This window comes from Litoreibacter sp., from assembly GCF_039974535.1.
Taxonomy (GTDB): domain Bacteria; phylum Pseudomonadota; class Alphaproteobacteria; order Rhodobacterales; family Rhodobacteraceae; genus Litoreibacter.
The window spans coordinates 155,226-179,326 of record NZ_JBDWIU010000012.1 but is presented as its reverse complement, the minus strand read 5'-3'; the positions used below and the strand labels follow the sequence as shown (position 1 = coordinate 179,326).

Below are 24,101 nucleotides of genomic sequence, written 5' to 3'. Positions count from 1 at the left end.
GTGCATTGTGCTAAATTTGCCAGCGCAAACCTAGTCCGGTGTGTGGGTCAACTCCGGCACATCCCCCGCGCCCGCCGAGCCACGGCCCGACAGCGACGGGTTCTCCATGAAGAAGCGGTGACAGTTGAACGGGTTCTCTTGCCCGTCAACATCCGCCCGCACGTAGGATCCATCCGGCGACAGTACCCAACTTTGCGTGGTGTCCGCCAGATTGGCGGCCATAATCTGGCTCATCACCTGCGCTTGCACGGTCTTGTTTGTGATCTCGACTAATGTCTCCACGCGGCGGTTCAGGTTGCGGCTCATCCAATCGGCGGAGGACATGTAGACCTTGGCCTTCTTCGATGGCAGCCCGTGCCCATTGCCAAAGCACACGATGCGCGAATGCTCCAAGAACCGCCCGACGATGGACTTCACCCGAATGTTCTCGCTTAGCCCCTTGATGCCGGGGCGCACCGCGCAAATGCCGCGCACAACAAGGCTGATTTTCACCCCCGCCTGCGAGGCGCGGTAAAGCGCATCAATCACATCAGATTCGACCACCGCATTCATCTTGGCCCATATCTCTGCCGGCTTCCCCTCCGCCGCGAAAGAGGCTTCCTTGTCGATCATCTTGATCAGCTTTTTCTTCATACCCGTGGGCGAAAGGTAAAGGTTTTCAAGGTGTTCAGGCTGAGCATAGCCGCCAATGTAGTTGAACACTTTGGTCGCGTCGCGCCCCAAAGAGGCATCACAGGTGAACAGGCTCAGGTCGGTGTAAATACGCGCGGTGATAGGGTGGTAGTTACCAGTGCCATAGTGCGTATAGGTCACCAAAGTGTCCCCCTCGCGCCGCACCACCGTGCTGATCTTAGCGTGGGTTTTATAGTTGATGAACCCGTAGACGACATGCGCACCAGAGCGTTCCAGCTTGCGCGATTGGCGGATATTAGCAGCCTCATCAAAGCGCGCTTTCAGCTCCACCAAGGCGGTGACGGATTTGCCGTTCTCCGCCGCTTCGCACAAAGCCTCCACAATCGGGCTTTGGTTCGAGGTGCGGTACAAGGTTTGCTTGATCGCCACCACATTCGGGTCCCGCGCCGCCTGCGCCAAGAAGCGCACGACCATGTCGAAGCTCTCGTAGGGGTGGTGCAGCAGCATGTCCTTCTGGCGAATGGCCGCGAACATATTGCCGTCGTTGTCTTGTACACGTTCAGGCACACGCGGCGTAAAGGACGGCCATAAAAGGTTTCGAGGGGCGGCAGACACCAGCTCCCCCAAATCAGCAAGTCCAATCATGCCAGCAATTTCAATGACGTCCTTTTCGGTCACCTCAAGCGATTTCATCACCAGTTTTCGCAGCTTGGATGGCGCGCCTGAGCTCATCTTGAGGCGAACAACTTCCCCACGCCGCCGCCGCTTCAACGCCACCTCAAATTCGCGCACCAAGTCTTCGGCTTCTTCTTCAACCTCCAAATCGCTGTCACGCAGAAGGCGGAATGCGCAATGGCCCGTCGCGGAATAGCCAGGGAACATCTCCTCAATCTTGAGGACCAGCAATTTTTCCATCGGCAAGAAGCGCTGCTCGCCCTGCCCCGCAGGCATGGTGATGAAACGCTCAATTTGCGCGGGGATCGGCAACAACGCTTGCAGGGTGCGCCCATCTTTGGCCCGCTCTAGCTGCAGCGCCAGTGAGAAGCCTTCATTCGGGATAAACGGGAACGGGTGTGCGGGGTCAATGGCCAAGGGCGACAGCACCGGAAACACATTTGACATGAAGTAGCGGTCAAGAAACTCACGATCGGCCTCATTCAAGCAATCCTCGTCCAAAAGACGGATATTGCTGGCTTCCATCTCGCCTTTCAGCGCTTCCCACACCGCGTCTTGCTTGGTGATCAACGCACGGGCGTCTTCGTCAATTAGAAGCAGTTGCTCTTCTGGCGTGCGACCATCTGCCGACGGAGATCGTTTGCCCGCATTCGCCAACTCACGCAGGCCAGCGACCCGCACGGTGTAAAATTCATCCAAATTTGTGGACGATATCGCAAGAAAGCGCACACGCTCCATCAGCGGGACACGCGGGTTTGCGGCCTCGCCCAAGACACGCCAATTGAACGCAAGCCAGCTTAGCTCGCGGTTGAAGAACCGATCCGGACCCTGCGCGTCGAGATCAGCGATCTCCACGGGTTGCGGGTAATCGGCGGTCAGAAAGTCGGCACCACACATAGGAAGCGTCTTGATTTGAGAATGTAGGGTCACAATGACGAATGTGGGGATTTAGCGCGGCGGTGTCCAGATGCTCGGATGTTAATCACACGAAATTTCGGCCAAAACATCACGGGCCAAACCTTTGCCAATGGGGCGTTTCTCGGCCAATGCACGCACATCCATAGCCTCGACAAAGCCGCGAACAGCCTCAAAACTGCGGGGCAATCGCGGCATCACATAGTTCAAAAGGTCAGGCTTGATAGCAATTTGGCGGTCCGAAAACATCTTCATCACCAAGGCCATCAGCAACATATCGTCCAAGGCCTCCAACTTCGCGACCGACGTTCCCGACATGCGGCTTTGCAAGTCCGGCAACGCAAAATCCATCCGTGCTGGGGCGGTGGCTGTGGTGACCAGCAGTGGATGAGCGCCCTCTTGCATCAGGTTGTGCAAATGAAACGCCTGCACTTCGGAATCGCGCACGCCGACGATGCGGTGCAAATCCTCTACAACCAGCGGGCCTTGCGCCAAATCCACAGGATCGGCCAAATCACGCGCCGAGACGACACGCGCACCCGCGTCTTGCGCCCAAACCATGGCAAGATGGGTCTTCCCCGCACCAGACGGGCCAACCAAGATCAACTTGTTCAGCGGCCAGTTCGCCCAATCCTCAACGGCGGCGACAGCCAATGCATTGGCGTCAGCTACAAAATAATCCTCCCGCCCCAGCGCTTCTTTCGCGGGCAAGGTAAAGGCCAGTTGTTCAGACATCGTTTATTCGTCTTCCTGCGCCGAGTTGTTGTCCAACCCTTTGTACAGCCGGCTAAGACGGTATTGATCCGTCCCAAAGCGCGTCACCACGCCGATGGAGGCCGCCACAGGCACCGCTACCAGCATGCCGACGAAGCCGAACAACGACCCAAAAACCGATAAGGCGAACATCAGCCAAACAGGATGCAAGCCCACGCTTTCGCCTACCAACTTGGGTGTCAGGATGTTGCCCTCAAGAAATTGCCCAGCCACGAACACGGCGGCCACAGCGCCAATCATGACAGGCGTATCCCAAAACTGGAACAGCGCCAGTCCAACGGCCAAGACGCCGCCAATGACGGCACCGATATATGGGATAAACGAGATAAGGCCCGCGATGAAGCCCACCACGAGGCCAAATTGCAGCCCCACCAGTATAAGCCCTACGGCGTAGAACAGCCCAAGGACCGCGCAAACGGTCATCTGGCCGCGCACAAAGCTTGCGAGTGTTATGTCAATCTCCGCCGCGATCTTGCGGATCTGCGGGGCATGATCGCGCGGTATCAACGTGTCGACTTTAGCAATCAGGTTGTCCCAATCCAGCAATAGGTAAAAGGCCACTACGGGCACGACGACGATGAACACAACCGCATTGATAACCCCCAGCGCAGAGGCAAACACACTTTTGGCAAAGGCACCGCCCCGTTCTTGGATTGTAGCACCGATGGAGGCCAAGGACTGGCGCAGGGTTGAGGTCTCGTCACCAAGGGATGGGAAACGCTCGGACAAAAAATCGCGCAGGCGGGCAAATAATTCTGGCGCGCTTTCGAACAAGCCCGCCGCCTGCCCTACGATCATTGGAATGATCAGCACTGCCATCAAGATGAATACAAACAGCGCAACTAGGCTGATCACGGTGGTCGCGACGACGCGACTGGCTCCCATGCGTTCTAACCGGTCTGCCAAGGGGTCAAGCCCGTAAGCAATTGCCCCACCGACGATAAAGGGCAGCATCACATCGCCCAAATACCACAACGCCAATAAGAACACCGCCGTTGCAATGCCCCAATATTTCGCCTGATCGCGGACTGGTAATGCCATAAACTTTCCTCTTGTTAGGTCCAGATGTGACCTATGGAGAGGCCGGTTTCAAGGTCGGGCCCAATTTCACCGCGAAAACTTGTCGCACCCTGTTATAAAAATGTGATCCGAACGCTATATCTCTGCGTAACCTTATAAATTCACTCAAGTTACGACAGGAACCCCAGTAATGAGCCTCGCGCGCGCCTTCGACAAGTTCTTCAACCACGATGCCTCGGGTGGCATATTGTTGATGTTATCAGCAGTTGCAGCCCTGCTTGTCGCCAACTCGAGCCTAGCCCCGGCCTACGACAGTTTTCTGAATGCCACCTTGTCCCTGACGCTCAACGGCGGAGGCCTCTCGAAAGCGCTGATCTTGTGGATCAACGACGGGCTCATGGCGATCTTCTTCTTCCTGATCGGACTGGAGCTGAAACGAGAGCTGCTTGAAGGGAAACTAAAGAACCCCCGCGACGTGATCCTTCCAGGTGTGGCGGCCCTTGGCGGCATGATGCTGCCAGCCGTGGTCTTCGTTTACTTCAACTGGGGCCTGCCCAGTCTTGGCGGCTGGGCCATCCCCGCCGCAACAGATATCGCATTCGCCTTGGGCATACTCGCCCTTGTCGGGTCACGCGCCCCGGTGTCGTTGAAGGTGTTCTTGCTGACGCTAGCCATTCTCGACGACCTTGGCGCGATCATCATCATTGCTCTGTTCTACACCGCCGAGCTGAAAGTTGACTACCTGCTCTACGCCTTGGCACCGCTCGCAGGTTTGGCATGGTTGAACATGAAGGGTGCCCATCGTTTAGCGCCTGCGATCCTGCTTGGTGCGATTATGTGGTTCTTCGTGCTGAAATCCGGCGTGCACGCGACGCTTGCGGGGGTGATCACCGCCTTCTTCATCCCGTTGAAGGACAAATACGGCAAGTCGCCTTTGCACGCCCTAGAGCACGCCTTGGCTCCCTACGTTTTGTACTTGATCGTTCCGGTCTTTGCCTTCGCAAACGCGGGCGTGGTTTTGACCGGCCTCACCATGGCCGACTTCATCGCCCCACTGTCGTTGGGCATCATGTTGGGCCTGATCGTCGGCAAGCAGCTAGGCGTCTTTGGCTTCGTGTTCGTGATGGTCAAATTGGGGTGGGCGCGGCTGCCACATGGGGCCAATTGGCTGCATATCTACGGCGTGGCCTGCCTTGCGGGTATCGGGTTCACCATGTCGCTGTTCATCGGCAACCTTAGCTTTGAGGACCCAGCAATGATGAACCAAGTGCGCTTGGGCGTCTTGTCGGGGTCGGTCCTGTCCGCGATCCTTGGATACACCGCATTGATGATCGCGTCAGCGCGCAACAATGAAGATCCAGAAGCCCTTCCGGCAGAGTAAGTTCATCATCATCCAAAAATTCCTACGCCCACCTCTCTAAAGGTGGGCGTAGGGTTCTCCATTACCCGCGCGCTTTGCGGATCAGCGCTAGGATGTCTTTTGCGGCTTCAGGAATGTTCGTCCCCGGCCCGAAGATCGCTTTGACGCCCGCGTTTTGCAGGAACTCGTAGTCTTGCTGCGGGATCACCCCGCCACAAATCACCAAGATGTCCCCTGCCCCTGCGGCGTCCAATGCCTCTATCAGTTTGGGTGCCAAGGTCTTGTGCCCCGCCGCCTGAGAGCTGATGCCGATGACATGCACATCGTTGTCCACAGCGTCTTGCGCCGCCTCCTCAGGGGTTTGGAACAGCGGGCCCACATCCACATCGAAGCCGATGTCGGCAAAGGCCGTGGCGATCACCTTGGCCCCACGGTCATGGCCGTCTTGGCCCATCTTCACGACCAACATGCGCGGGCGGCGGCCTTCTTCCTCGGCGAAGGACTCCACGTCTTTTTGGATCGCCGCGAAGCCCTCGTCGCCCTCATAGGCTGCGCCGTAGACGCCCGCCAAAGTCTTCACCTCAGCGCGGTGACGGCCGAATGATTTCTCCATTGCCATGCTGATCTCTCCTACCGTTGCCCGTGCGCGGGCGGCGTCTACTGCCAAGGCCAGCAGGTTGCCCTCACCCGTGGTTGCGCCAGCTTCCAATGCCTTCAGAGCGGCGTCACAGACAGATTGGTCACGCGTGGCCTTGATCTTCTCAAGTCGCGCGATCTGGCTTTGACGCACTGCGACATTGTCCACATCCAGAATATCGATCGGGTCTTCTTTGTCCAAACGGAACTTGTTGACGCCGACGATCACTTCCTCGCCACGGTCCACTTGTGCCTGACGCAGAGCGGCAGCTTCCTCAATGCGCAGCTTTGGCATGCCGGAGGCCACGGCCTTGGTCATGCCCCCCATCTCCTCGATCTCTTCGATGAGCTTCCAAGCTTCTTCCGCCAGATCGGAGGTCAGTTTTTCTACATAGTAAGACCCCGCCAACGGGTCGACCACCTTGGTCACCTTGGTCTCATTTTGCAAAATCAACTGGGTGTTGCGGGCAATCCGTGACGAGAAAGCCGTCGGCAGCGCGATGGCCTCGTCAAACGAGTTCGTGTGCAGCGATTGCGTGCCGCCCAAGACTGCCGACATGGCCTCGTAAGCGGTGCGCACGATGTTGTTGTAGGGGTCTTGTTCTTGCAAGCTGACCCCTGATGTTTGGCAGTGGGTACGCAGCATCGAAGACTGCTCTTTCTTCGGCTCAAACTCCTGCATGATCTTATGCCACAAGAACCGCGCCGCACGCAGTTTGGCGGCTTCCATAAAGAAGTTCATGCCGATAGCGAAGAAGAAGCTAAGCCGCCCTGCGAAGGCATCCACATCCATGCCGTTTGCAATCGCCGCGCGCACATATTCGCGCCCGTCCGCCAGCGTGAAAGCCAGCTCTTGGACAAGGTTCGCACCCGCCTCTTGCATGTGGTAACCCGAGATCGAGATCGAGTTGAACTTCGGCATATCAGACGCCGTGTAGGCGATGATGTCCGACACGATCCGCATCGACGGCTCTGGCGGGTAGATATAGGTGTTGCGCACCATGAATTCTTTAAGAATGTCGTTCTGAATGGTGCCCGATAGCACCGCGCGGTCATGGCCTTGCTCTTCGCCCGCGACGATGAAGGACGCCAGAACGGGGATCACCGCGCCGTTCATGGTCATCGACACCGACACTTTGTCCAAGGGGATGCCGTCGAACAGGATTTTCATGTCCTCAACGCTATCAATCGCCACACCCGCCTTGCCTACGTCACCGACCACGCGCTCATGGTCGCTGTCGTAGCCGCGGTGCGTGGCCAGATCGAATGCCACGGACACGCCTTGTTGCCCCGCATCCAGTGCTTTGCGGTAGAAGGCATTGGATTCTTCCGCCGTGGAGAAGCCCGCATATTGACGGATCGTCCAAGGGCGGCCCGTGTACATGGTAGATCGCGGCCCACGGGTGAATGGCCCTTCCCCGGGCATGGAGCCCATGTGGTCCAAATCAGCCGCGTCATCCTCGGTATAAACCGGCTGGATCGCGATCCCTTCGGGGCTGTCCCACGTCAAACCATCTAAAGGACGGCCGCGCAGCTCTTTCTCAGCGCGTGCTTCCCACGCTTTTCGTCTGTCGTCGCTCATGATGGCTTCCTTCTGTCATGTCTGCCTCGCCGAATGTGCCTCCGGTCGGGTCTAAATAGGTCATTCCCGCAGAACCTGTCGCATTGGCTTTGAGCCAAGAGATATCTGCGCGGTAGTCTTGTTTTAATTTGAGCAATTGGTCGGCATTAAACGGCATGTAGCGTGCGCCCTGCCCAGCCGAGGCCAGCCGAAGTGCCGTGTCGATGTCACCGCGCTCAGCCGCGATACTTGCGAGTTGCGTCGCTGTCGCGGAGGCGTTGGATTTGTGCGGCTTTTCCAATGCCCCCAATGGAATTTCCCGCCCAAGTATACCGGACACCAGAGGGAGCGGGTTAGACACCCAGCCCTCAAACGGCCAAACCACAATCGAGGCGTTTGGGAATATGGTCTTAATATCTGCAATCAGATCGCACCAACGACGTGGCTGGGTCACGAGCCGATCTAATTTCGCAGGAGAAGGCAGACTTGCTCCCATTTCCGCGCGAAACGCCAATTGTGAGGCCCAGTGCAAATCATATGCGCGGATTGCCAAACCAATGCGCAATTTACGCCCCTCAAACGCGGGGCGAACCCGGGCCAGCCTATCCGCGGCCTGCCCATAGAGGCGGACGGCGCTCAGGTTTTGCGCCATGGTGCCGATCAGGTTTTCTTCGCTAATCACAAGCTGTTGCCGGTGTTCAACTTCTAACCGCGCAAACTCCATGCGAAGCCGCCCACATGAACGCTCACCTAGTGCTTTGCCTGGCCCGTTCACCTGTGATGGGTCTTTAATCAGCCCCGCCAACAAGCCATTGCGCGTTTTGTCCGGCCCCCAATACGCCACGCCCGCGCGACGCAACTCTGCCCGCTGGCTGTTCAACAACACCTGCAAACCGGTCGATCCGGTTCTATGCGCCCCTAAATGTAAGCAAATTTCCACAACACACGCCCCCAACGCGCCCGCCACCCTATGCGGCAAGCTGGAGCATTCGGTGTGCCTGCAAAGGCTGATCATTCGCTTAACGGGGGCAATTGGCGAAATTGTGCGCAATCCTCCCATTCCATTCCTGCAAATGCCCCCTATATTGGGGTCACAGGGAGGTGCCATGAAGCACGCTATCACACTTGTTTTTTCAGCATTATTTGCCACCAACACGCTTGCAGCAAGCCTGCCTGAAGAGGCGTTGCAAGATGGGTCACCTATCGGCCCATATGACGCAGTTGAGGCTAATTTGAGTGATTTTCTCTGGCTCAAACGGCCCATTGTGGTGTTTTCCGACACCCCAGCCGACCCACGTTTCAAGCGCCAGATCGAATTACTAGAGGCCCGCGCAGATGCCTTAGTCGATCGCGATGTGGTGGTTTTGGTGGATACCGACCCACAAGAGCCATCCGCCATTCGCGAAAAATTGCGCCCACGGGGGTTCATGTTGGTGCTGATCGGCAAAGACGGCGGCGTGAAGCTACGCAAGCCCTTCCCTTGGGACGTGCGCGAGTTATCCCGCGCCATCGATAAAATCCCGTTAAGGCGCCAAGAACTTGAAGAGAAACGTGCGACACAAGCGCTTGAGCTTGGCAATTGAGCCCTTGCTTCATTGCGCATTAACACAAAATCAGCTAGATTAAGGACAGGAACGGCATTCTGCCCTACCGCAGCCCCAAGAGGTGAGTGATATGTCGAACAAGACGCCAAAATCCCCTCCCCCTATGACTGGCCAGACGGGCCCGCGCCCCGGCTATTAGGTTTCGCAGCACGCCCCGTGCTGTTGCGCAACGCCTTTAGGGCCATTTCCCCACGCGCCAAAGCTTCCTGTTTCAAAGCGATGTAGTCGGTGTACATGCCGATACGCTGGACTTGGTCCATCTCGCGAAACAAATCCGAGCGCAGGTCGTCAATGATCGCATCCACCGCAAACACCTGATTGTAGTACCCGACCACTGGCTGGATCACCGGATCGGGCAGGATGTGCACATCCGCGACCAAAGCCGCGAAAATCGTGTCATTCCGTTCGCTTGGCACTGCGGGGATGTAGCTGCTGTCGTCTTCCATCGCGCTGACGATCCGCGACCAAGTGGCCGATAGATCAAACAGCTTCAGCGTCATGACATAATGATCAATCTCGGCAATCAGGGCGGTTTGCACGTCTTGCACCCGCTCAAGCCGGCGGCGGCGATCCCGTTTGCGGTTTTGCCAGCCGTTAAAGACCCAGCCGAGCGCAATAAACACACCACCCACAACGGCTTGCGGCACCCGCGCGTCTATGAAGTCGGCCCAAGTCACAAGGTCTATTCGAACTCCATAATGATGTCGTCCACCGCCAAGTTGTCCCCTGCGGCCGCGTTGATCTTGGCGACCTTGCCTTTGCGTTCCGCCCGCAGGATGTTTTCCATCTTCATCGCCTCAACGGTGCATAGGGCTTGACCGTCCTCGATCTCATCCCCCACTTCGACATCTACTTTGACGATCAATCCCGGCATTGGGCAGAGCAGCATTTTCGACGTATCAGCCGGCAACTTCTCGATCATCAAACCCGCAAGTTCCGCCTGACGCGGGGTGCGCACATGCACCTTTAGCTCCGCGCCGCGGTGACGCACGCGGAACCCGCCAGAGATCTTGTCGACCTTCAGCACCAGCTTTTCGCCGTCCACCTTCAGCTTGGCTAGGCTGTCACCGGGTGTCCATTTGGAGGTTACGCGCTGTGTCGTCCCATCCGCATGCTTGATCGTGGCGCCCTTTGGGTCCGCCTTGATCTTCACGTCAAAGCGTTCGCCTTGCAGGGTGACAACCCAATCCTTGCCCACCTTGCGGCGGTGGTTGTTCATGGTGCCTGAGATACGCGCGCGGCGAATTTCGGCCACGCGGTGCATCGCAGCGGCAGAGGATGCGATGCGCATCAATGTCTCTTTTGGCAGCTCAACCCCTTGGAACCCTTCGGGATATTCTTCCTCGATGAAGGCGGTTGTAATATCGCCCGACACAAATTTCGGGTGATCCATCACGGCAGCACAGAACGGCAGGTTGTGGCCAATGCCCTCCACCTCAAAGCTGTCGAGCGCCACGCGCATATGCTCAATAGCCTCGGCGCGGGTTGGTCCCCATGAGCACAGCTTGGCGATCATCGGATCGTAATACATCGAGATCTCGCCGCCCTCATAGACGCCTGTGTCATTGCGCACCGCGCGTTTGTCGTTGGCCTTCTCCGCCGGTGGGCGGTATTTGGTCAGACGGCCAATCGACGGCAAGAAGCCACGATACGGATCTTCGGCATAGAGGCGCGATTCCATCGCCCAGCCGTTCAGCTTGATGTCTTTTTGCGCCAGCTTCAGCTTCTCGCCGTAAGCCACGCGGATCATCTGTTCAACCAAGTCGACGCCGGTGATCAGCTCGGTCACTGGGTGCTCAACCTGCAAACGAGTGTTCATTTCCAAGAAATAGAAGTTGCGGTCGCCATCAACGATGAATTCCACCGTGCCCGCAGAAGTGTAACCCACGGCTTGTGCCAAGGCACAAGACTGCTCGCCCATGGCCTTGCGGGTTGCCTCGTCCAAGAAAGGCGACGGCGCTTCCTCAATCACCTTTTGCTGGCGGCGCTGAATGGAGCATTCGCGCTCGCCCAGATAGATGCAGTTGCCATGCGCGTCGGCCAGCACCTGAATTTCAATGTGGCGCGGTTGGGTGACGAATTTCTCAATAAAGATGCGATCATCGCCAAAGGAATTCGCGGCCTCGTTCTTAGAGGATTGAAACCCTTCGCGGGCCTCATCGTCGTTCCACGCGATGCGCATCCCCTTGCCGCCGCCGCCCGCGGAGGCTTTAATCATCACCGGATAGCCAATCTGCGTGGAGATTTTCACCGCCTCATCCGCATCCTCGATCAGGTCCATATGACCCGGCACCGTGGAGACCTCTGCCTCTTGGGCGATCTTCTTCGAGGTGATCTTATCCCCCATCTTCTCGATCGCGCCCTTAGGTGGCCCGATGAAGGCAACGCCAGCGGCTTCTAGCGCTTCGGCGAATTTGGCGTTCTCAGACAAGAAGCCGTAGCCTGGGTGCACGGCTTCCGCGCCCGTGTCCTTGATAGCCTGCATGACCTTGTCGATCACGATGTAGGATTGGTTCGCAGGGGGCGGCCCAATATGCACAGCCTCATCCGCCATTTGCACATGCAACGCTTGCGCATCGGCGTCCGAGTAAATCGCCACCGTCTTGATGCCCATTTTTCGGGCGGTCTTGATGACACGGCAGGCAATCTCGCCACGGTTGGCAATCAGGATTTTCTTGAACATTAGGAAAGGTCCCCTGTTACCCAGCTTTGAGGCTGGGGGTCTTGCATCAAAAAAGGCCGAGGCGTGCGAACGCACACCTCGGCCCTGTTGGTTCGGTTAATTTTCGTCGATAAGTTACTTGCAGACGCCTGCGTCGTCGCAGAACACGCCCGCAGCACCACCCAAGATTGCCCCAGTAAGGGTCGATCCACCAGTGGCCGAAGCGACCACCGCCCCTGCCCCTGCGCCGACAAGGCCGCGCTCGGCGTCGTTATCGCAGGCGGATAGAGCAAATGTTGTAAAAAGACATGTGGCGGCGATGAATGATTTTCGCATGAGGTATCTCCTTGGTTGTTCAAGGAGACCCAATACGAGGACGCATCATTTGAAATCATCTTTTTGTACGCATGGCCATTCGGGCGAAGAGTTGCGCGAAACCTTGTATTGAAGTCGGCACAATTTTGCCCGTGCATAGCCTTGCGCAAAAAAAGAGGTCTGCTCAAATGAACAGACCTCCTTAGGGGGGAAGGGTAACGGTCTTGTATTTGCAAGCTAGCTGCTGGGATTGTGCAACTGGCTTGCATAGGAACGATGCGATGCGCCGTGTCGGTAAGAAACTCCAAAAAGCGAACAACACAAAAGTAAGCGTCCTTTCGCCCAAATTTCAGATATGGCAGCGCGATATCGCTCATTATTCAATGAACTCTTCAGCAAATGCATTGGGGAACGACGCCTGCACGCGGCGATAGTCGATGCGCATCAACGCATCGTAACTCGCTGGATCGAAAGGATCCTCTGCTGCAATAACCTCGCGGCCAAAAAGCCAGCTCAGACGACCAGCGTCCAAATTCCCCCGCTCAAACGGCTCTTCACCGAAATGCTGCACCAAGGCCCAGATGAAACCAGCGTCGGCACGGCGGTCGGCAGGACGGCGGTCGGCAAACCGCTCTCGGGCTTTGATCGGGGTTGGGCCACTTTTGTTGTCGCGACGAATCGTAAACTGGAAATCGCTGCCCGGAAGGCGCGAAGGAAAGCCCTTGTGTTTTAACATGGTGTCACCTGAGTAGTGATGCCGCAACGCCAGCCCACATGGGCACGCGAACGGAGCGCACGAGGGCGGATCGGCGGCATGGTATTGTTGAATGTCTGGGAAGAGGCCGCATTCGCAAATTGCGTTGTCTGGCCGGTAGGGTTTTGCGGGGCGATGCGAAAAGCCCGCCCCGCAAATGTAGTATTAGAACTTGCTGTAAGTTGTTTCTTCAACAACTGGTTCAACAATAACAACTTCTTCTTCTTGTTGGCCGCCGCATGCTGCGACGATTGCAACGAAGCCAAAGGCTGCGAGTGCTTTGATGCTCTTGGACATCTGAGTCTCCTGTTTTGATCTGACGAATCACTAATGGGGCTAATCCCCACTCCTTCTTCGCACACATTAGGGGTCACAGAAATGTAACCTCGACGCAAGGTAGCTGTTCTATTGAAGAAAAAATATATCTCAGATGCATCGATTGCAGGACGTGTTGCTAATGCAACAATCGAATTTTGAGGTGTATATCCACCATTAAGGCATTGATTAAATGTCATAAACCACCCCAAACACAGGTTCCATCGACCACTGAGAAGACATCAAAGTACTGAACAATGCTCGGCGCGGGTTCGCCGAATACCGTCTTTTCAGCGGCTACAGAGATTACAATTTCAGTTGCATTGGGTGCGAACTTGCTAACGATTCTAAGCCCTTCGGTGTCACAGAGCGACTGAATGTCACGTTCAATCACGTCGAATCCAAAATTGCTCTGGTCTGCGATTTCGTTTGCCACCAATCGCAATCGCACCACCCTACGAACCGCTTCATAAGCACCGGCGGGTTCAAATAGCACCTCATGGCGCTGATATTGCACGTCAGATAACGCAATCAATGCATCCTGTTCAGCCGACGCCGCCCCAGTCCCGATCAACAATGCCAATGCCGCTAGCTTCATTCCGGCCGCCTCGCGACGCAATCAATCTCAACCAATGCACCAACGGCCAAAGCCGTCACCCCCACCGTAGTGCGCGCAGGTAAACGGTCAGCTGGGAAGAAGCTTTTGTAGGTTTCGTTGAACGTCGCGTAATCGCGTTCAAATTCGGTAAGGAAGCAGCGGCATTGCACGACATGGCTCAGGTCCAAGCCTATACCTTTCAGTACTGTCTCTAAGTTCAGCATAACTTGGCGTGTCTGCGCCTCCACGCCCTCATCAAGCGGGTCCGTCGTGGCTCCGCCCGGTTTGGTCGGCATCTGGCCTGTAAGGATCACCCAGCCATCACTTTCCACCGCATGAGAGAACGGGGCAACATGCGTAGGCGCGTCAGATATATTGTGAAATTCGGTCATACGAGCCTCATAATGGAATATTGTCGTGCTTCTTCCAGGGGTTCTTCAGCGACTTGCCCCGCAAGGACGCAAAGGCCCGCGCCACGCGGCGACGGGTGGAATGGGGCATGATCACCTCGTCGATGAAGCCCTTCTCGGCCGCGACAAACGGGTTGGCAAAGCGGTCTTCATAATCTGCAGTGCGTTCCGCGATCTTCTCTGCATCGCCCAGCTCAGAACGGTACAAGATTTCCACCGCCCCCTTGGCCCCCATCACCGCAATCTCGGCGGTGGGCCATGCGTAGTTGAAGTCACCGCGTAAGTGTTTGGAGGCCATCACGTCATAAGCCCCGCCATACGCTTTGCGGGTGATCACTGTCACTTTCGGCACGGTCGCCTCGCCATATGCAAACAGCAATTTCGCGCCATGTTTGATCACGCCGCCATATTCTTGGGACGTCCCTGGCAAGAAGCCCGGTACATCCACCAAGGTCAGGATCGGAATTTCAAACGCATCGCAGAACCGCACAAACCGCGCGGCCTTGCGCGAGCTGTCGATATCCAAGCATCCCGCCAAAACCATCGGCTGATTGGCAACCACACCAACGGTCTGCCCTTCTAGGCGGATAAAGCCAGTTAGGATATTCTTCGCAAATTCTTCCTGTATCTCAAAAAAATCGCCCTCATCAGCCAGCTTAACAATCAGCTCCTTCATATCGTAAGGCGTGTTGGCATTGGCAGGCACCAATGTATCAAGGCTCGCCTCAAGGCGAGCTGGATCGTCAAAGAACGGGCGCACCGGGGCCTTTTCACGGTTGTTCAGCGGCAAGAAATCCACCAAGCGACGCACTTCGGCCAAGGCCTCCACATCGTTCTCAAACGCGCCATCCGCAACCGAGGACTTCTTGGTATGCGTGCTAGCCCCGCCCAACTCTTCTGCCGTCACAACCTCATTGGTCACCGTTTTGACCACGTCAGGTCCGGTGACAAACATGTAGGAGGAGTCCTTTACCATGAAGATAAAGTCCGTCATCGCAGGCGAATAAACCGCGCCACCAGCACATGGCCCCATTATCAGACTGATCTGCGGGACGACCCCCGAGGCCATGATGTTGCGTTGGAACACTTCTGCGTAGCCTGCCAAAGAAGCCACCCCTTCTTGAATCCGTGCACCACCGGAATCGTTAATCCCAATCACCGGCGCGCCGTTTTGAATGGCCATGTCTTGGATTTTGCAAATCTTCTGTGCGTGGGTTTCCGACAAGGAGCCACCGAACACCGTGAAGTCCTGCGAGAACACATAGACAAGACGCCCATTGACCGTACCCCAGCCTGTCACGACGCCGTCACCCGCAGGGCGATCTTTTTCCATGCCAAAATCAGTGCAGCGATGCGCCACAAACATGTCGAACTCTTCAAAGCTACCCTCATCAAGCAGTAGCTCGATCCGCTCACGCGCTGTCAGCTTACCTTTGGCGTGCTGTGCAGCGATGCGACGCTCGCCCCCGCCTTGGCGGGCCGCATCGCGGCGATCTTCAAGTTCACTAAGGATATCACTCATGGCGCGGGGCTCCCGTTCTAGTTACAATGAACCTACACATGTGCCGCGCTGCGGCAAAGGATCAAACGGCAAATTTGCAAATAATGCAAAATTCTTGAACTGATAACTGCAAAACTGCAAATAACTAAACTAATGGGTTCACCTTCCAAATTTCGCCGCCTATCGTCCGCCACATGAGTTATTCATCAGCGCGGCTATTTGATCGCGCCACCCCGCCACATCTCATTACGCTTGTCCTCCTCGCTGGAGTGTCAGCCATGAACATGTCTATATTCCTGCCGTCCCTTCCGGTCATGACCGAGGCGTTCAATACGGAATATGGCGTGATGCAATTATCGATCTCGCTGTACTTAGCTTGCACGGCGGTGCTTCAAATTCTGATCGGGCCGTTATCCGACCGCTACGGCCGCCGCCCCGTAGTGATGGGCGCGCTTGGCGTCTTCTCCGCCGCATCCCTTGGATGCTACTTCTCCCCCACAATCGAAGTGTTTTTAACGTTTCGCATGATCGGCGCCAGCGTGGCGGTGGGCATGGTGATGTCACGCGCCATCGTGCGCGACGTTGTCCCGATGGAAGAATCGGCCTCAACCATGGGGTATGTAACGATGGGCATGTCGCTGGTCCCAATGTTCGCCCCAACGGTCGGCGGCTTTATTGATGAGCTGTTCGGCTGGCGCGCCATCTTCTTGTTCACCTTCGCCTTTGGCATCGGGTTGGCATGGCTTTGCTGGGCCGACCAAGGTGAGACAAATAAGGCGAAATCCGTCAGCTTCATCGCTCAGATCCGCGATTACCCAGAGCTTTTCACCTCGCCGCGCTTTTGGGGCTATGCCCTGTCTGCAGCCTTCGCCTCTGGTGCGTTCTTTGCCTTCCTCGGTGGCTCCCCCTATGTGGCCTCCGTGGTTTATGAGCTACCATCTACGACGTCCCGCTACCTGTTTGGCGTGCCTGCACTGGGCTACTTTGCAGGCAACCTCTTCACCGGACGATATGCTGTGCGTATCGGGGTAAACCGGATGATCCTTATCGGCTGCATCATCCTTGTGGTCGGCATGGCGGGGTCGCTGATCGTGACCGCTACGGGCTTTGGGTCTGCCTTCACCTTCTTCGGGTTTTGCACCTTCGTGGGCTTGGGCAACGGCTTGGTTCTACCCAATTCGAACGCAGGCCTTTTGTCCGTACGCCCCCACCTCGCGGGCACGGCATCAGGCGTGGGCGGCGCTATTATGATCGGCGGTGGCGCAGCGTTAGCGGCACTGTCAGGCGCACTACTGGAAGGCGGCAACGGCAGCTTCCCATTACAATGGGTCATGCTCCTGAGCGCGATTGCCAGCCTCTTCGCCATCACCTTCGTCCTACGCCGTGAGAAGGCAATCGCCGCGACTTGAGAATGTAGTTTGCAAAGGTTATGCTCGGAGGTAGCAAAACTGCAAAGGCGCGTGCGACATGGCCCCTCGAAAACTCTATGCTGGCACAAAACTACGTGAACTTCGCACCCGTATGGGGCTGACTCAAAAGGCTTTTGCAGAAAAGCTCGGCGTATCCCTGCCCTATCTCAACCAGATGGAAAACAACAATCGGCCTGTCTCCACTGCCGTGGTCCTTGCTATGGCCAGCGAGTTCGGCTTCGACGTCACCGAGCTGTCGACCGGCGACGCGGAACGCATGGTCACCGATATGTCTGAGGCCCTATCCGACCCGATCTTCGCCGAAATCGCCCCGCCTTTGGCCGATTTACGCCTTGCCGCCTCCAACGCCCCAGCCCTGTCGCGCGCCTTTATCGAGCTGCACCGCGCCTATCGCCAAACCCATGAGCGGCTGGCCTCTTTGGACGAGGTTTTGGGCCAAGAAGCCACGAATTTGCAGCCCAGCCCGTGGGAAGAGGTCCGAGACTTCTTTCACTATTGCGACAATTACATCGATGCGGTGGATCACGCGGCCGAACGGTTTGCCAGCACCATTGGCGGCGACGTTTTGCGCAGTGATGCGTTGAACTTTGACTTGCAGTTCTCTGACTCAAAACAAATTCGCGCCTATGACACGGCCAGCAACACACTCCGGCTTGCAGCCAGCTCCGCGCCGTCGACACAGCGCTTTCAGCTGCTGCACCAGATTGCGCTTCTCGAACAAAATGAGCTTTTGGACGCAACTTTGGACCTCGCGCGGTTCCAAACCGACGCCGCTCGTCATATCGCCAAGATTGGCATGGCTAATTACTTCGCGGGCGCGACCTTGATGCCCTACACCGCCTTCCTAGAGGCCGCGCAATCCACGCGCCACGATCTGGAACAGCTCGCCGATCAATTCGGCGCCTCAATCGAGCAAGTCGCCCACCGCCTCTCGACCCTGCAGCGCCCCCGCGCAAAAGGCATACCCTTCTTCTTCGTGCGCGTGGATCAGGCGGGCACCATCACCAAACGCCATTCCGCCACGCGGTTACAATTCGCGCGCTTCGGCGGCCCCTGTCCCCTGTGGAACGTCCACCGCGCGTTCGAAACCCCGGGGCGATTCTTGCGCCAATTGGCCGAAACCCCCGATGGCGTGCGCTACATCTCCATCGCACGCGACGTCTCAAAACCGGGGGGCAGCTTCACGGCTCCTACGCGCCGCTATGCCATCGCATTGGGTTGCGAGATGACCCACGCCAGTGAAATCGTCTACGCCGATGATATGCTTCCTGCCGGCGCACAAGCCTTTGAACCCATAGGGATTTCCTGCCGCATTTGTCCACGAAAAGAATGCCACCAACGCTCCGTCCCACCGCTGGAAAGCAAGCTTACCGTTGACCACGACCAACGCGACACCCTGCCTTACAAGGTGGATTGATGCGCTTCCTTCTTCGCGCAATTGTCCTGCTCGCGCTGTTCTTTGGCGGGTATTTCACGCTGGAACGCTTCGTCGTCTACCCGCTTGACCCGCGCAGCATCACCCCATCGGATTCCCGCCTCAAGGTGGCGAAGGTCAACGACATGGTCGTCTGGGTTGCGGATGCCAAACGCGGCAAGCCCACCGTCCTTTACCTGCACGGCAATGCGGGCCACATCGCGAAACGCACTGCCCGCTTGCAACGGCTGATGGATCGCGGCTACGGCATTGTCGCCCCATCTTATCGCGGGGGAAATGGCAGCAAAGGCTGGCCAACAGAGACCGGAATATCAAAAGATATCAACGCGATGTATGACGCCCTTACGAGCGGGCAACTCACCGGCACGCCGACCACGCCCATCATCTACGGCGAAAGCATCGGAGCCGCCGTCGCCATCAATCTGGCCACGACTGCGACACCCCGCCCTCGCGCCATAGCACTTGAGGCCCCGTTCACCTCGCTTAAAGACGTCGCTGCTCATATGCATCCGCAATTGCCACTGGCGACGGGGTTGATGCTCTCTAAATGGCCCAGCCTTGAGCGCGCGCCCGACCTGCAATCACCCCTTCTTATCCTTCACGGCGAAAACGACGACTTCATCCCGCCCACGATGGGCCGTGCGATCTTGCAAGCCGCAGGTTCCAAGCAGAAGGAACTTTACGTGGTAAAAGGTGCGGGCCATATCAATATGTGGACAGGTGACGCGCAACGTCGCCTCTATAAGTTCCTGCAACAATTCTGAGGCCTTGATGGACCACCACGCCAAATATCCCGGATTGTCCGATCTCAAGGCCCGCGCCCGCAAACGTATTCCGCATTTCGTGTGGGAATACCTCGATAGCGCTACCGGCACCGAGGCCACGTTAAAGCGCAACCGCACCAAGTTGGACGAGGTGTTGCTGCGCCCCTCCATTCTGCACGGCGAGTTCACCCCCGATCTTGGCACCACATTCTTAGGCCGCGACTACAAGCTGCCCTTCGGCATCGCCCCTGTTGGCATGTCTGGCCTGATCTGGCCCAATGCCGAAAAGACACTGGCGGCGGAGGCCGCGCGTCTAGGCATCCCCTACTCCATGTCCACCGTCGCCACCCAAACGCCGGAAGACGTGGCACCTCATTTGGGCGAGGACGCGTGGTTCCAGATGTATCCGCCTCGCGATCCTGAAATCCGCAAGGACATGATGGCGCGCGCCAAGGCCGCTGGGTTTAACACCTTGGTAATGACCGTCGATGTACCCGTGGCCTCGCGCCGCGAACGCCAAACCCGCGGCGGGTTAACACAGCCGCCGCGCCTGACGGGGCGTTTGGCCATGCAGGCTGCGATGTGCCCTACATGGCTCAACGGCATCCGCAAAACCGGGATGCCACGCATGAAGCTGATGGACAGCTACGCGGAGCAATCGACCAGCCGCTCCTCGACGGAACATGTCGGCTACCTGCTGCGCACCTCGCCGGATTGGGACTACGTCAAATACCTGCGCGATGAATGGGACGGCCCACTGATCCTCAAGGGCGTGTCCAATGCCGACGACGCGGCACGGTTGCAAGACGAGGGCGTGGACGCGCTTTGGGTGTCCAACCACGCGGGACGCCAATTCGATGGCGGGCCATCCACGATCGAAGTCCTACCGGATGTGCGGGCGGCGACCAGCCTACCGCTGATCTTCGACAGCGGGATTGAAGGCGGCCTGGACATCTTGCGCGCCATCGCCTTGGGCGCTGACTTCGTAATGCTAGGGCGGGCATGGCACTACGCGTTGGGGGCCTTGGGCGATTCTGGTCCAGCCCATCTGGCGGACATGTTTGCCAAGGATTTGGCCTCAAATATGGGGCAATTGGGGGCTAAATCGCTCAAAAGCATATCTTCCCGACTTTTTTAGCCCCATGAAAATCAAGGGCATAACAATCGTTTAGCGCTAACGAGGGCTGGCTATACCCACCTCTAACTAGTTTACGACATGCGACTTTGGCCCTATGCATGCCGCAACTGCACAACTAGGGGTCCTCCTACCATGGCCGATTTCCAAAAAATCCTTATCGCAAACCGCGGCGAAATTGCTATCCGTGTGATGCGCGCTGCCAACGAGATGGGTAAAAAAACCGTCGCCGTATATGCCGAAGAAGACAAGCTCGGCCTGCACCGTTTCAAAGCCGACGAAGCCTATAAAATCGGCGAAGGACTTGGCCCAGTAGCCGCCTACCTCAGCATCGAGGAAATTATCCGCGTCGCTAAGATGTCCGGCGCTGATGCGATCCACCCCGGCTACGGCCTGCTGTCCGAGAACCCCGAGTTCGTAGACGCCTGCAACGATGCTGGCATCAAATTCATCGGCCCCAAAGCCGAAACCATGCGCAAACTTGGCGACAAAGCCTCCGCGCGTCAGGTCGCGGTCGATGCAGGTGTTCCGGTTATCCCAGCCACCGACGTGCTGGGCGACGACATGGACGCCATCAAGAAAGAGGCCGCAGACGTTGGCTACCCGCTGATGCTTAAAGCGTCTTGGGGCGGCGGTGGTCGCGGCATGCGCGCGATCAATTCCGAAGACGAGTTGGAAGAAAAGGTCCTTGAGGGCCGCCGCGAAGCGGAAGCTGCATTCGGTAACTCCGCTGGCTTCCTTGAGAAAATGATCGTGCGTGCCCGCCACGTTGAAGTTCAAATTCTGGGCGACAGCCACGGCCAAATTTACCACCTGTACGAGCGCGACTGCTCGGTTCAGCGCCGCAACCAAAAAGTGGTGGAGCGCGCACCAGCCCCCTACCTGTCGGGCACACAGCGCGAACAGATCTGTCAATTGGGCAAGAAGGTCTGCGAACATATCGGCTATGAGTGTGCAGGTACTGTTGAGTTCCTCATGGATATGGACAGCGGCGAGTTCTACTTCATCGAAGTAAATCCACGCGTCCAAGTTGAGCACACCGTCACCGAAGAAGTCACCGGCATCGACATCGTGCGCGCCCAAATCCTGATCGCCGAGGGCAAATCCCTCGTTGAAGCCACAGGCTGCGCGTCGCAATATGACGTCAAACTGGACGGCCACGCGCTGCAATGCCGTGTCACGACCGAAGACCCGCAGAACAACTTCATTCCCGACTATGGCCGCATCACCACCTACCGGTCGGCCACAGGTATGGGCATTCGCCTTGATGGCGGCACCGCCTACGCGGGCGCTGTCATCACACGCTACTACGACAGCTTGCTGACCAAAGTGACCGCATGGGCGCCAACGCCAGAGGCATCAATCAACCGTATGGATCGTGCATTGCGCGAATTCCGTGTGCGCGGTGTGTCGACGAATATTGCCTTCGTGGAAAACCTGCTCAAGCACCCAACGTTCTTGAACTACGAATACCACACCAAGTTCATCGACGAGACGCCTGACCTCTTCGACTTCAAAAAGCGCCGTGACCGCGCCACGAAGATCCTGACATATATCGCCGACATCACGGTCAACGGTCATCCTGAAACCGAAGGCCGCCCCCTGCCCGCTGAGGCCCGCACGCCCAAGGCGCCTGCGCCGCAAGCTCAACCTGCTTATGGTACGCGCAACATTCTGGAAGACCACGGCCCCCAAGCCGTCGCCGACTGGATGTCCGACCAAAAGCAACTGTTGATCACTGACACGACCATGCGTGACGGGCACCAATCCTTGCTGGCGACCCGTATGCGCTCGGTCGACATGATCCGTGTAGCACCGACTTATGCGTCCAACATGCCTGGCCTGTTCTCCATGGAATGCTGGGGGGGTGCGACATTCGACGTCGCCTACCGCTTCTTGCAAGAATGCCCGTGGCAGCGTCTGCGCGACCTGCGCAAGGCCATGCCAAACCTGATGACGCAAATGCTGCTGCGCGCCTCCAATGGCGTGGGCTACACCAACTACCCCGACAACGTGGTGCAGGAGTTCGTGCGCCAAGCGGCGGAGACCGGTGTTGACGTCTTCCGCGTGTTCGACAGCCTGAACTGGGTTGAAAACATGCGCGTGGCGATGGATGCGGTTGCTGAATCCGGCAAGGTTGTCGAAGGCACTATCTGCTACACAGGCGACATCTTGAACCCTGACCGCGCGAAATACTCGCTGCAGTATTACGTTGAGATGGGCAAGGAGTTGAAGGCCGCTGGCGCGCATGTGCTTGGCCTGAAGGACATGGCGGGCCTCATGAAGCCAGCCTCCGCCCGCGTTCTGGTAAAAGCGTTGAAAGAAGAGGTCGGCCTGCCGATCCACTTCCACACGCATGACACCGCAGGTGTGGCAATCGCGACGATTCTAGCCGCCTCCGAGGCTGGCGTGGATGCGGTCGATTGTGCCATGGACGCGCTGTCCGGCAACACGTCACAAGCCACCCTCGGCTCCGTGGTAGAGGCCTTGGCCCACACCGACCGCGATACTGGCCTAGACATCAAAACCGTACGCCAAATCTCGGATTACTGGGAAGCCGTACGCGGCCAATACGCAGCCTTCGAGAGCGGCATGCAGGCGCCAGCTTCCGAGGTCTACCTGCACGAAATGCCCGGTGGTCAGTTTACCAACCTTAAGGCGCAAGCCCGCTCTGTTGGCTTGGAAGAGCGCTGGCACGAGGTCGCGCAGACTTATGCCGACGTGAACCAGATGTTTGGTGACATCGTGAAGGTAACGCCGTCCTCTAAAGTTGTGGGCGATATGGCGTTGATGATGGTTTCCCAAGGTCTGACGCGCGACGAGGTTGAGGATCCGAAGACCGACGTGGCCTTCCCCGACAGCGTCATCGACATGATGCGCGGAAATTTGGGACAACCTCCGGGTGGCTGGCCGAAGGCAATCCAGAAGAAGATCCTCAAAGGCGAGAAGCCGATGACCCATCGTCCCGGCGAAAAGCTGGCACCGATTGATCTGAAGGCCACCCGCAAGGAGCTGGAAGCCAAGCTGGAAGGCGTCAAAATCGACAACGAGGACCTCAACGGCTACCTGATGTATCCGAAAGTCTTCACCGATTACGCCGAACGCCACGAGGTCTACGGCCCTGTGCGCACCCTGCCCACGCGGACCTTCTTCTACGGCATGGAACCCGGCGAAGAGATCAGCGCAGAGATCGATCCAGGCAAAACGCTTGAAATCCGCATGCAAGCTTTGGGTGAGACCGATGACAAAGGCGAAGCCAAAGTCTTCTTCGAACTCAACGGCCAGCCACGTGTCATCCGCGTGCCAAACCGCAAATCAACATCCGCCACAGCACGCATGCCAAAGGCCGAAGTTGGCAACCCCAACCACATTGGCGCGCCAATGCCGGGCGTTGTGGCTACCGTTGCCGCGAAAGTGGGCGCAGCGGTCAAGGAAGGCGACTTGCTGCTAACGATTGAGGCCATGAAAATGGAGACAGGCATTCACGCAGAGCGCGACGCGGTCATCAAAGCGGTACATGTCGTCCCGGGTGGCCAGATCGACGCCAAGGACCTGCTGGTCGAACTCGAAGACAAGTAGCTCCTGCCCCGCCTAATATCCTGCC

Annotated in this window: 20 protein-coding genes; 7 read left to right on the top strand and 13 right to left on the bottom strand. The window is 57.4% G+C overall.

Annotated features, from left to right (window positions below; all coding sequences use genetic code 11):
• Nucleotides 1–30 precede the first annotated feature (30 nt).
• From ABJN86_RS13830 to ABJN86_RS13820, 3 genes are all read right to left on the bottom strand, one after another.
• Nucleotides 31–2,205 carry an RNA degradosome polyphosphate kinase gene (locus ABJN86_RS13830; protein ID WP_348363480.1) on the bottom strand — a complete coding sequence of 725 codons (2,175 nt, stop codon included), beginning with the start codon at nucleotides 2,203–2,205 and terminating at the stop codon, nucleotides 31–33.
• 81 nt (nucleotides 2,206–2,286) lie between these two features.
• Entirely contained in the window at nucleotides 2,287–2,958 is a 672-nt protein-coding gene (locus ABJN86_RS13825) for a DnaA/Hda family protein (RefSeq protein ID WP_348363481.1), read from the bottom strand.
• Between the two features lie 3 nt (nucleotides 2,959–2,961).
• Nucleotides 2,962–4,038 carry an AI-2E family transporter gene (locus ABJN86_RS13820; RefSeq protein WP_348363483.1) on the bottom strand — a complete coding sequence of 359 codons (1,077 nt, stop codon included), beginning with the start codon at nucleotides 4,036–4,038 and terminating at the stop codon, nucleotides 2,962–2,964.
• Between the two features lie 169 nt (nucleotides 4,039–4,207).
• Between ABJN86_RS13820 and nhaA the strand changes: the two genes are divergently transcribed.
• Nucleotides 4,208–5,398 carry a Na+/H+ antiporter NhaA gene (gene nhaA / locus ABJN86_RS13815; RefSeq protein WP_348363484.1) on the top strand — a complete coding sequence of 397 codons (1,191 nt, stop codon included), beginning with the start codon at nucleotides 4,208–4,210 and terminating at the stop codon, nucleotides 5,396–5,398.
• 61 nt (nucleotides 5,399–5,459) lie between these two features.
• Here nhaA and scpA read toward each other — a convergent pair whose 3' ends face one another.
• Both scpA and ABJN86_RS13805 read right to left on the bottom strand, forming a co-directional pair.
• On the bottom strand, nucleotides 5,460–7,595 hold the full coding sequence (gene scpA / locus ABJN86_RS13810) for a methylmalonyl-CoA mutase (protein WP_348363486.1): 2,136 nt from the start codon (nucleotides 7,593–7,595) through the stop codon (nucleotides 5,460–5,462).
• On the bottom strand, nucleotides 7,555–8,514 hold the full coding sequence (locus ABJN86_RS13805; protein ID WP_348363488.1) for a hypothetical protein: 960 nt from the start codon (nucleotides 8,512–8,514) through the stop codon (nucleotides 7,555–7,557). The genes scpA and ABJN86_RS13805 overlap by 41 nt, the downstream gene beginning before the upstream one ends.
• A 166-nt stretch (nucleotides 8,515–8,680) precedes the next feature.
• Between ABJN86_RS13805 and ABJN86_RS13800 the strand changes: the two genes are divergently transcribed.
• A complete protein-coding gene (locus ABJN86_RS13800; RefSeq protein WP_348363490.1) occupies nucleotides 8,681–9,157 on the top strand; it encodes a DUF4174 domain-containing protein in 477 nt (158 codons plus the stop codon).
• A 122-nt stretch (nucleotides 9,158–9,279) separates the two neighbouring features.
• Here the strand turns inward: ABJN86_RS13800 and ABJN86_RS13795 are convergent, their stop codons facing one another.
• The 8 genes from ABJN86_RS13795 to ABJN86_RS13760 all read right to left on the bottom strand — a co-directional run bounded on the left by ABJN86_RS13795 (nucleotide 9,280) and on the right by ABJN86_RS13760 (nucleotide 15,754).
• Nucleotides 9,280–9,855 carry a hypothetical protein gene (locus ABJN86_RS13795; RefSeq protein WP_348363491.1) on the bottom strand — a complete coding sequence of 192 codons (576 nt, stop codon included), beginning with the start codon at nucleotides 9,853–9,855 and terminating at the stop codon, nucleotides 9,280–9,282.
• A gap of 5 nt (nucleotides 9,856–9,860) precedes the next feature.
• Nucleotides 9,861–11,861: an acetyl/propionyl/methylcrotonyl-CoA carboxylase subunit alpha gene (locus ABJN86_RS13790; protein WP_348363492.1), complete on the bottom strand. Its 2,001-nt coding sequence runs from the start codon at nucleotides 11,859–11,861 to the stop codon at nucleotides 9,861–9,863.
• 114 nt (nucleotides 11,862–11,975) lie between these two features.
• Entirely contained in the window at nucleotides 11,976–12,176 is a 201-nt protein-coding gene (locus ABJN86_RS13785) for a hypothetical protein (protein ID WP_348363493.1), read from the bottom strand.
• 355 nt (nucleotides 12,177–12,531) lie between these two features.
• On the bottom strand, nucleotides 12,532–12,891 hold the full coding sequence (locus tag ABJN86_RS13780; RefSeq protein ID WP_348363495.1) for a hypothetical protein: 360 nt from the start codon (nucleotides 12,889–12,891) through the stop codon (nucleotides 12,532–12,534).
• Nucleotides 12,892–13,074: 183 nt separating this feature from the next.
• The gene (locus ABJN86_RS13775) at nucleotides 13,075–13,206 is read right to left on the bottom strand and encodes a hypothetical protein (RefSeq protein ID WP_348363496.1); all 132 of its coding nucleotides are present in this window, start codon (nucleotides 13,204–13,206) and stop codon (nucleotides 13,075–13,077) included.
• 214 nt (nucleotides 13,207–13,420) lie between these two features.
• Nucleotides 13,421–13,822 carry a DUF6497 family protein gene (locus ABJN86_RS13770; protein ID WP_348363498.1) on the bottom strand — a complete coding sequence of 134 codons (402 nt, stop codon included), beginning with the start codon at nucleotides 13,820–13,822 and terminating at the stop codon, nucleotides 13,421–13,423.
• On the bottom strand, nucleotides 13,819–14,214 hold the full coding sequence (locus tag ABJN86_RS13765; protein ID WP_348363500.1) for a RidA family protein: 396 nt from the start codon (nucleotides 14,212–14,214) through the stop codon (nucleotides 13,819–13,821). Before ABJN86_RS13765 ends, ABJN86_RS13770 begins: the two co-directional genes overlap by 4 nt.
• Before the next feature lie 7 nt (nucleotides 14,215–14,221).
• Nucleotides 14,222–15,754 (bottom strand): acyl-CoA carboxylase subunit beta, encoded by a 1,533-nt coding sequence (locus ABJN86_RS13760; RefSeq protein WP_348363501.1) that lies wholly within the window; start codon nucleotides 15,752–15,754, stop codon nucleotides 14,222–14,224.
• 173 nt (nucleotides 15,755–15,927) lie between these two features.
• On the opposite strand from ABJN86_RS13760, the gene ABJN86_RS13755 reads away from it, so the two are divergent.
• The 5 genes from ABJN86_RS13755 (at nucleotide 15,928) to ABJN86_RS13735 (ending at nucleotide 24,076) form a co-directional block, all read left to right on the top strand.
• Complete coding sequence (locus tag ABJN86_RS13755; protein WP_348363503.1) at nucleotides 15,928–17,142, top strand: multidrug effflux MFS transporter; 1,215 nt, start codon at nucleotides 15,928–15,930, stop codon at nucleotides 17,140–17,142.
• A gap of 58 nt (nucleotides 17,143–17,200) precedes the next feature.
• A complete protein-coding gene (locus tag ABJN86_RS13750; protein ID WP_348363505.1) occupies nucleotides 17,201–18,580 on the top strand; it encodes a short-chain fatty acyl-CoA regulator family protein in 1,380 nt (459 codons plus the stop codon).
• Nucleotides 18,580–19,362, top strand: coding sequence for an alpha/beta fold hydrolase (locus ABJN86_RS13745; RefSeq protein ID WP_348363507.1), 783 nt, complete (start codon nucleotides 18,580–18,582; stop codon nucleotides 19,360–19,362). The genes ABJN86_RS13750 and ABJN86_RS13745 overlap by 1 nt, the downstream gene beginning before the upstream one ends.
• Nucleotides 19,363–19,369: 7 nt before the next feature.
• Nucleotides 19,370–20,500 (top strand): alpha-hydroxy acid oxidase, encoded by a 1,131-nt coding sequence (locus ABJN86_RS13740; protein ID WP_348363508.1) that lies wholly within the window; start codon nucleotides 19,370–19,372, stop codon nucleotides 20,498–20,500.
• 132 nt (nucleotides 20,501–20,632) lie between these two features.
• Nucleotides 20,633–24,076 (top strand): pyruvate carboxylase, encoded by a 3,444-nt coding sequence (locus ABJN86_RS13735; RefSeq protein ID WP_348363509.1) that lies wholly within the window; start codon nucleotides 20,633–20,635, stop codon nucleotides 24,074–24,076.
• Nucleotides 24,077–24,101 lie beyond the last annotated feature (25 nt).

Coding starts and splice junctions, on each gene's coding strand:
- ABJN86_RS13785 (WP_348363493.1), bottom strand. CDS start 12,176: ATGCGAAAATCATTCATCGCCGCCACATGTCTTTTTACAACATTTGCT.
- ABJN86_RS13775 (WP_348363496.1), bottom strand. CDS start 13,206: ATGTCCAAGAGCATCAAAGCACTCGCAGCCTTTGGCTTCGTTGCAATC.
- nhaA (WP_348363484.1), top strand. CDS start 4,208: ATGAGCCTCGCGCGCGCCTTCGACAAGTTCTTCAACCACGATGCCTCG.
- ABJN86_RS13740 (WP_348363508.1), top strand. CDS start 19,370: ATGGACCACCACGCCAAATATCCCGGATTGTCCGATCTCAAGGCCCGC.
- ABJN86_RS13825 (WP_348363481.1), bottom strand. CDS start 2,958: ATGTCTGAACAACTGGCCTTTACCTTGCCCGCGAAAGAAGCGCTGGGG.
- ABJN86_RS13820 (WP_348363483.1), bottom strand. CDS start 4,038: ATGGCATTACCAGTCCGCGATCAGGCGAAATATTGGGGCATTGCAACG.
- scpA (WP_348363486.1), bottom strand. CDS start 7,595: ATGAGCGACGACAGACGAAAAGCGTGGGAAGCACGCGCTGAGAAAGAG.
- ABJN86_RS13750 (WP_348363505.1), top strand. CDS start 17,201: ATGGCCCCTCGAAAACTCTATGCTGGCACAAAACTACGTGAACTTCGC.
- ABJN86_RS13745 (WP_348363507.1), top strand. CDS start 18,580: ATGCGCTTCCTTCTTCGCGCAATTGTCCTGCTCGCGCTGTTCTTTGGC.
- ABJN86_RS13770 (WP_348363498.1), bottom strand. CDS start 13,822: ATGAAGCTAGCGGCATTGGCATTGTTGATCGGGACTGGGGCGGCGTCG.
- ABJN86_RS13790 (WP_348363492.1), bottom strand. CDS start 11,861: ATGTTCAAGAAAATCCTGATTGCCAACCGTGGCGAGATTGCCTGCCGT.
- ABJN86_RS13780 (WP_348363495.1), bottom strand. CDS start 12,891: ATGTTAAAACACAAGGGCTTTCCTTCGCGCCTTCCGGGCAGCGATTTC.
- ABJN86_RS13735 (WP_348363509.1), top strand. CDS start 20,633: ATGGCCGATTTCCAAAAAATCCTTATCGCAAACCGCGGCGAAATTGCT.
- ABJN86_RS13765 (WP_348363500.1), bottom strand. CDS start 14,214: ATGACCGAATTTCACAATATATCTGACGCGCCTACGCATGTTGCCCCG.
- ABJN86_RS13760 (WP_348363501.1), bottom strand. CDS start 15,754: ATGAGTGATATCCTTAGTGAACTTGAAGATCGCCGCGATGCGGCCCGC.
- ABJN86_RS13830 (WP_348363480.1), bottom strand. CDS start 2,205: ATGTGTGGTGCCGACTTTCTGACCGCCGATTACCCGCAACCCGTGGAG.
- ABJN86_RS13755 (WP_348363503.1), top strand. CDS start 15,928: ATGAGTTATTCATCAGCGCGGCTATTTGATCGCGCCACCCCGCCACAT.
- ABJN86_RS13800 (WP_348363490.1), top strand. CDS start 8,681: ATGAAGCACGCTATCACACTTGTTTTTTCAGCATTATTTGCCACCAAC.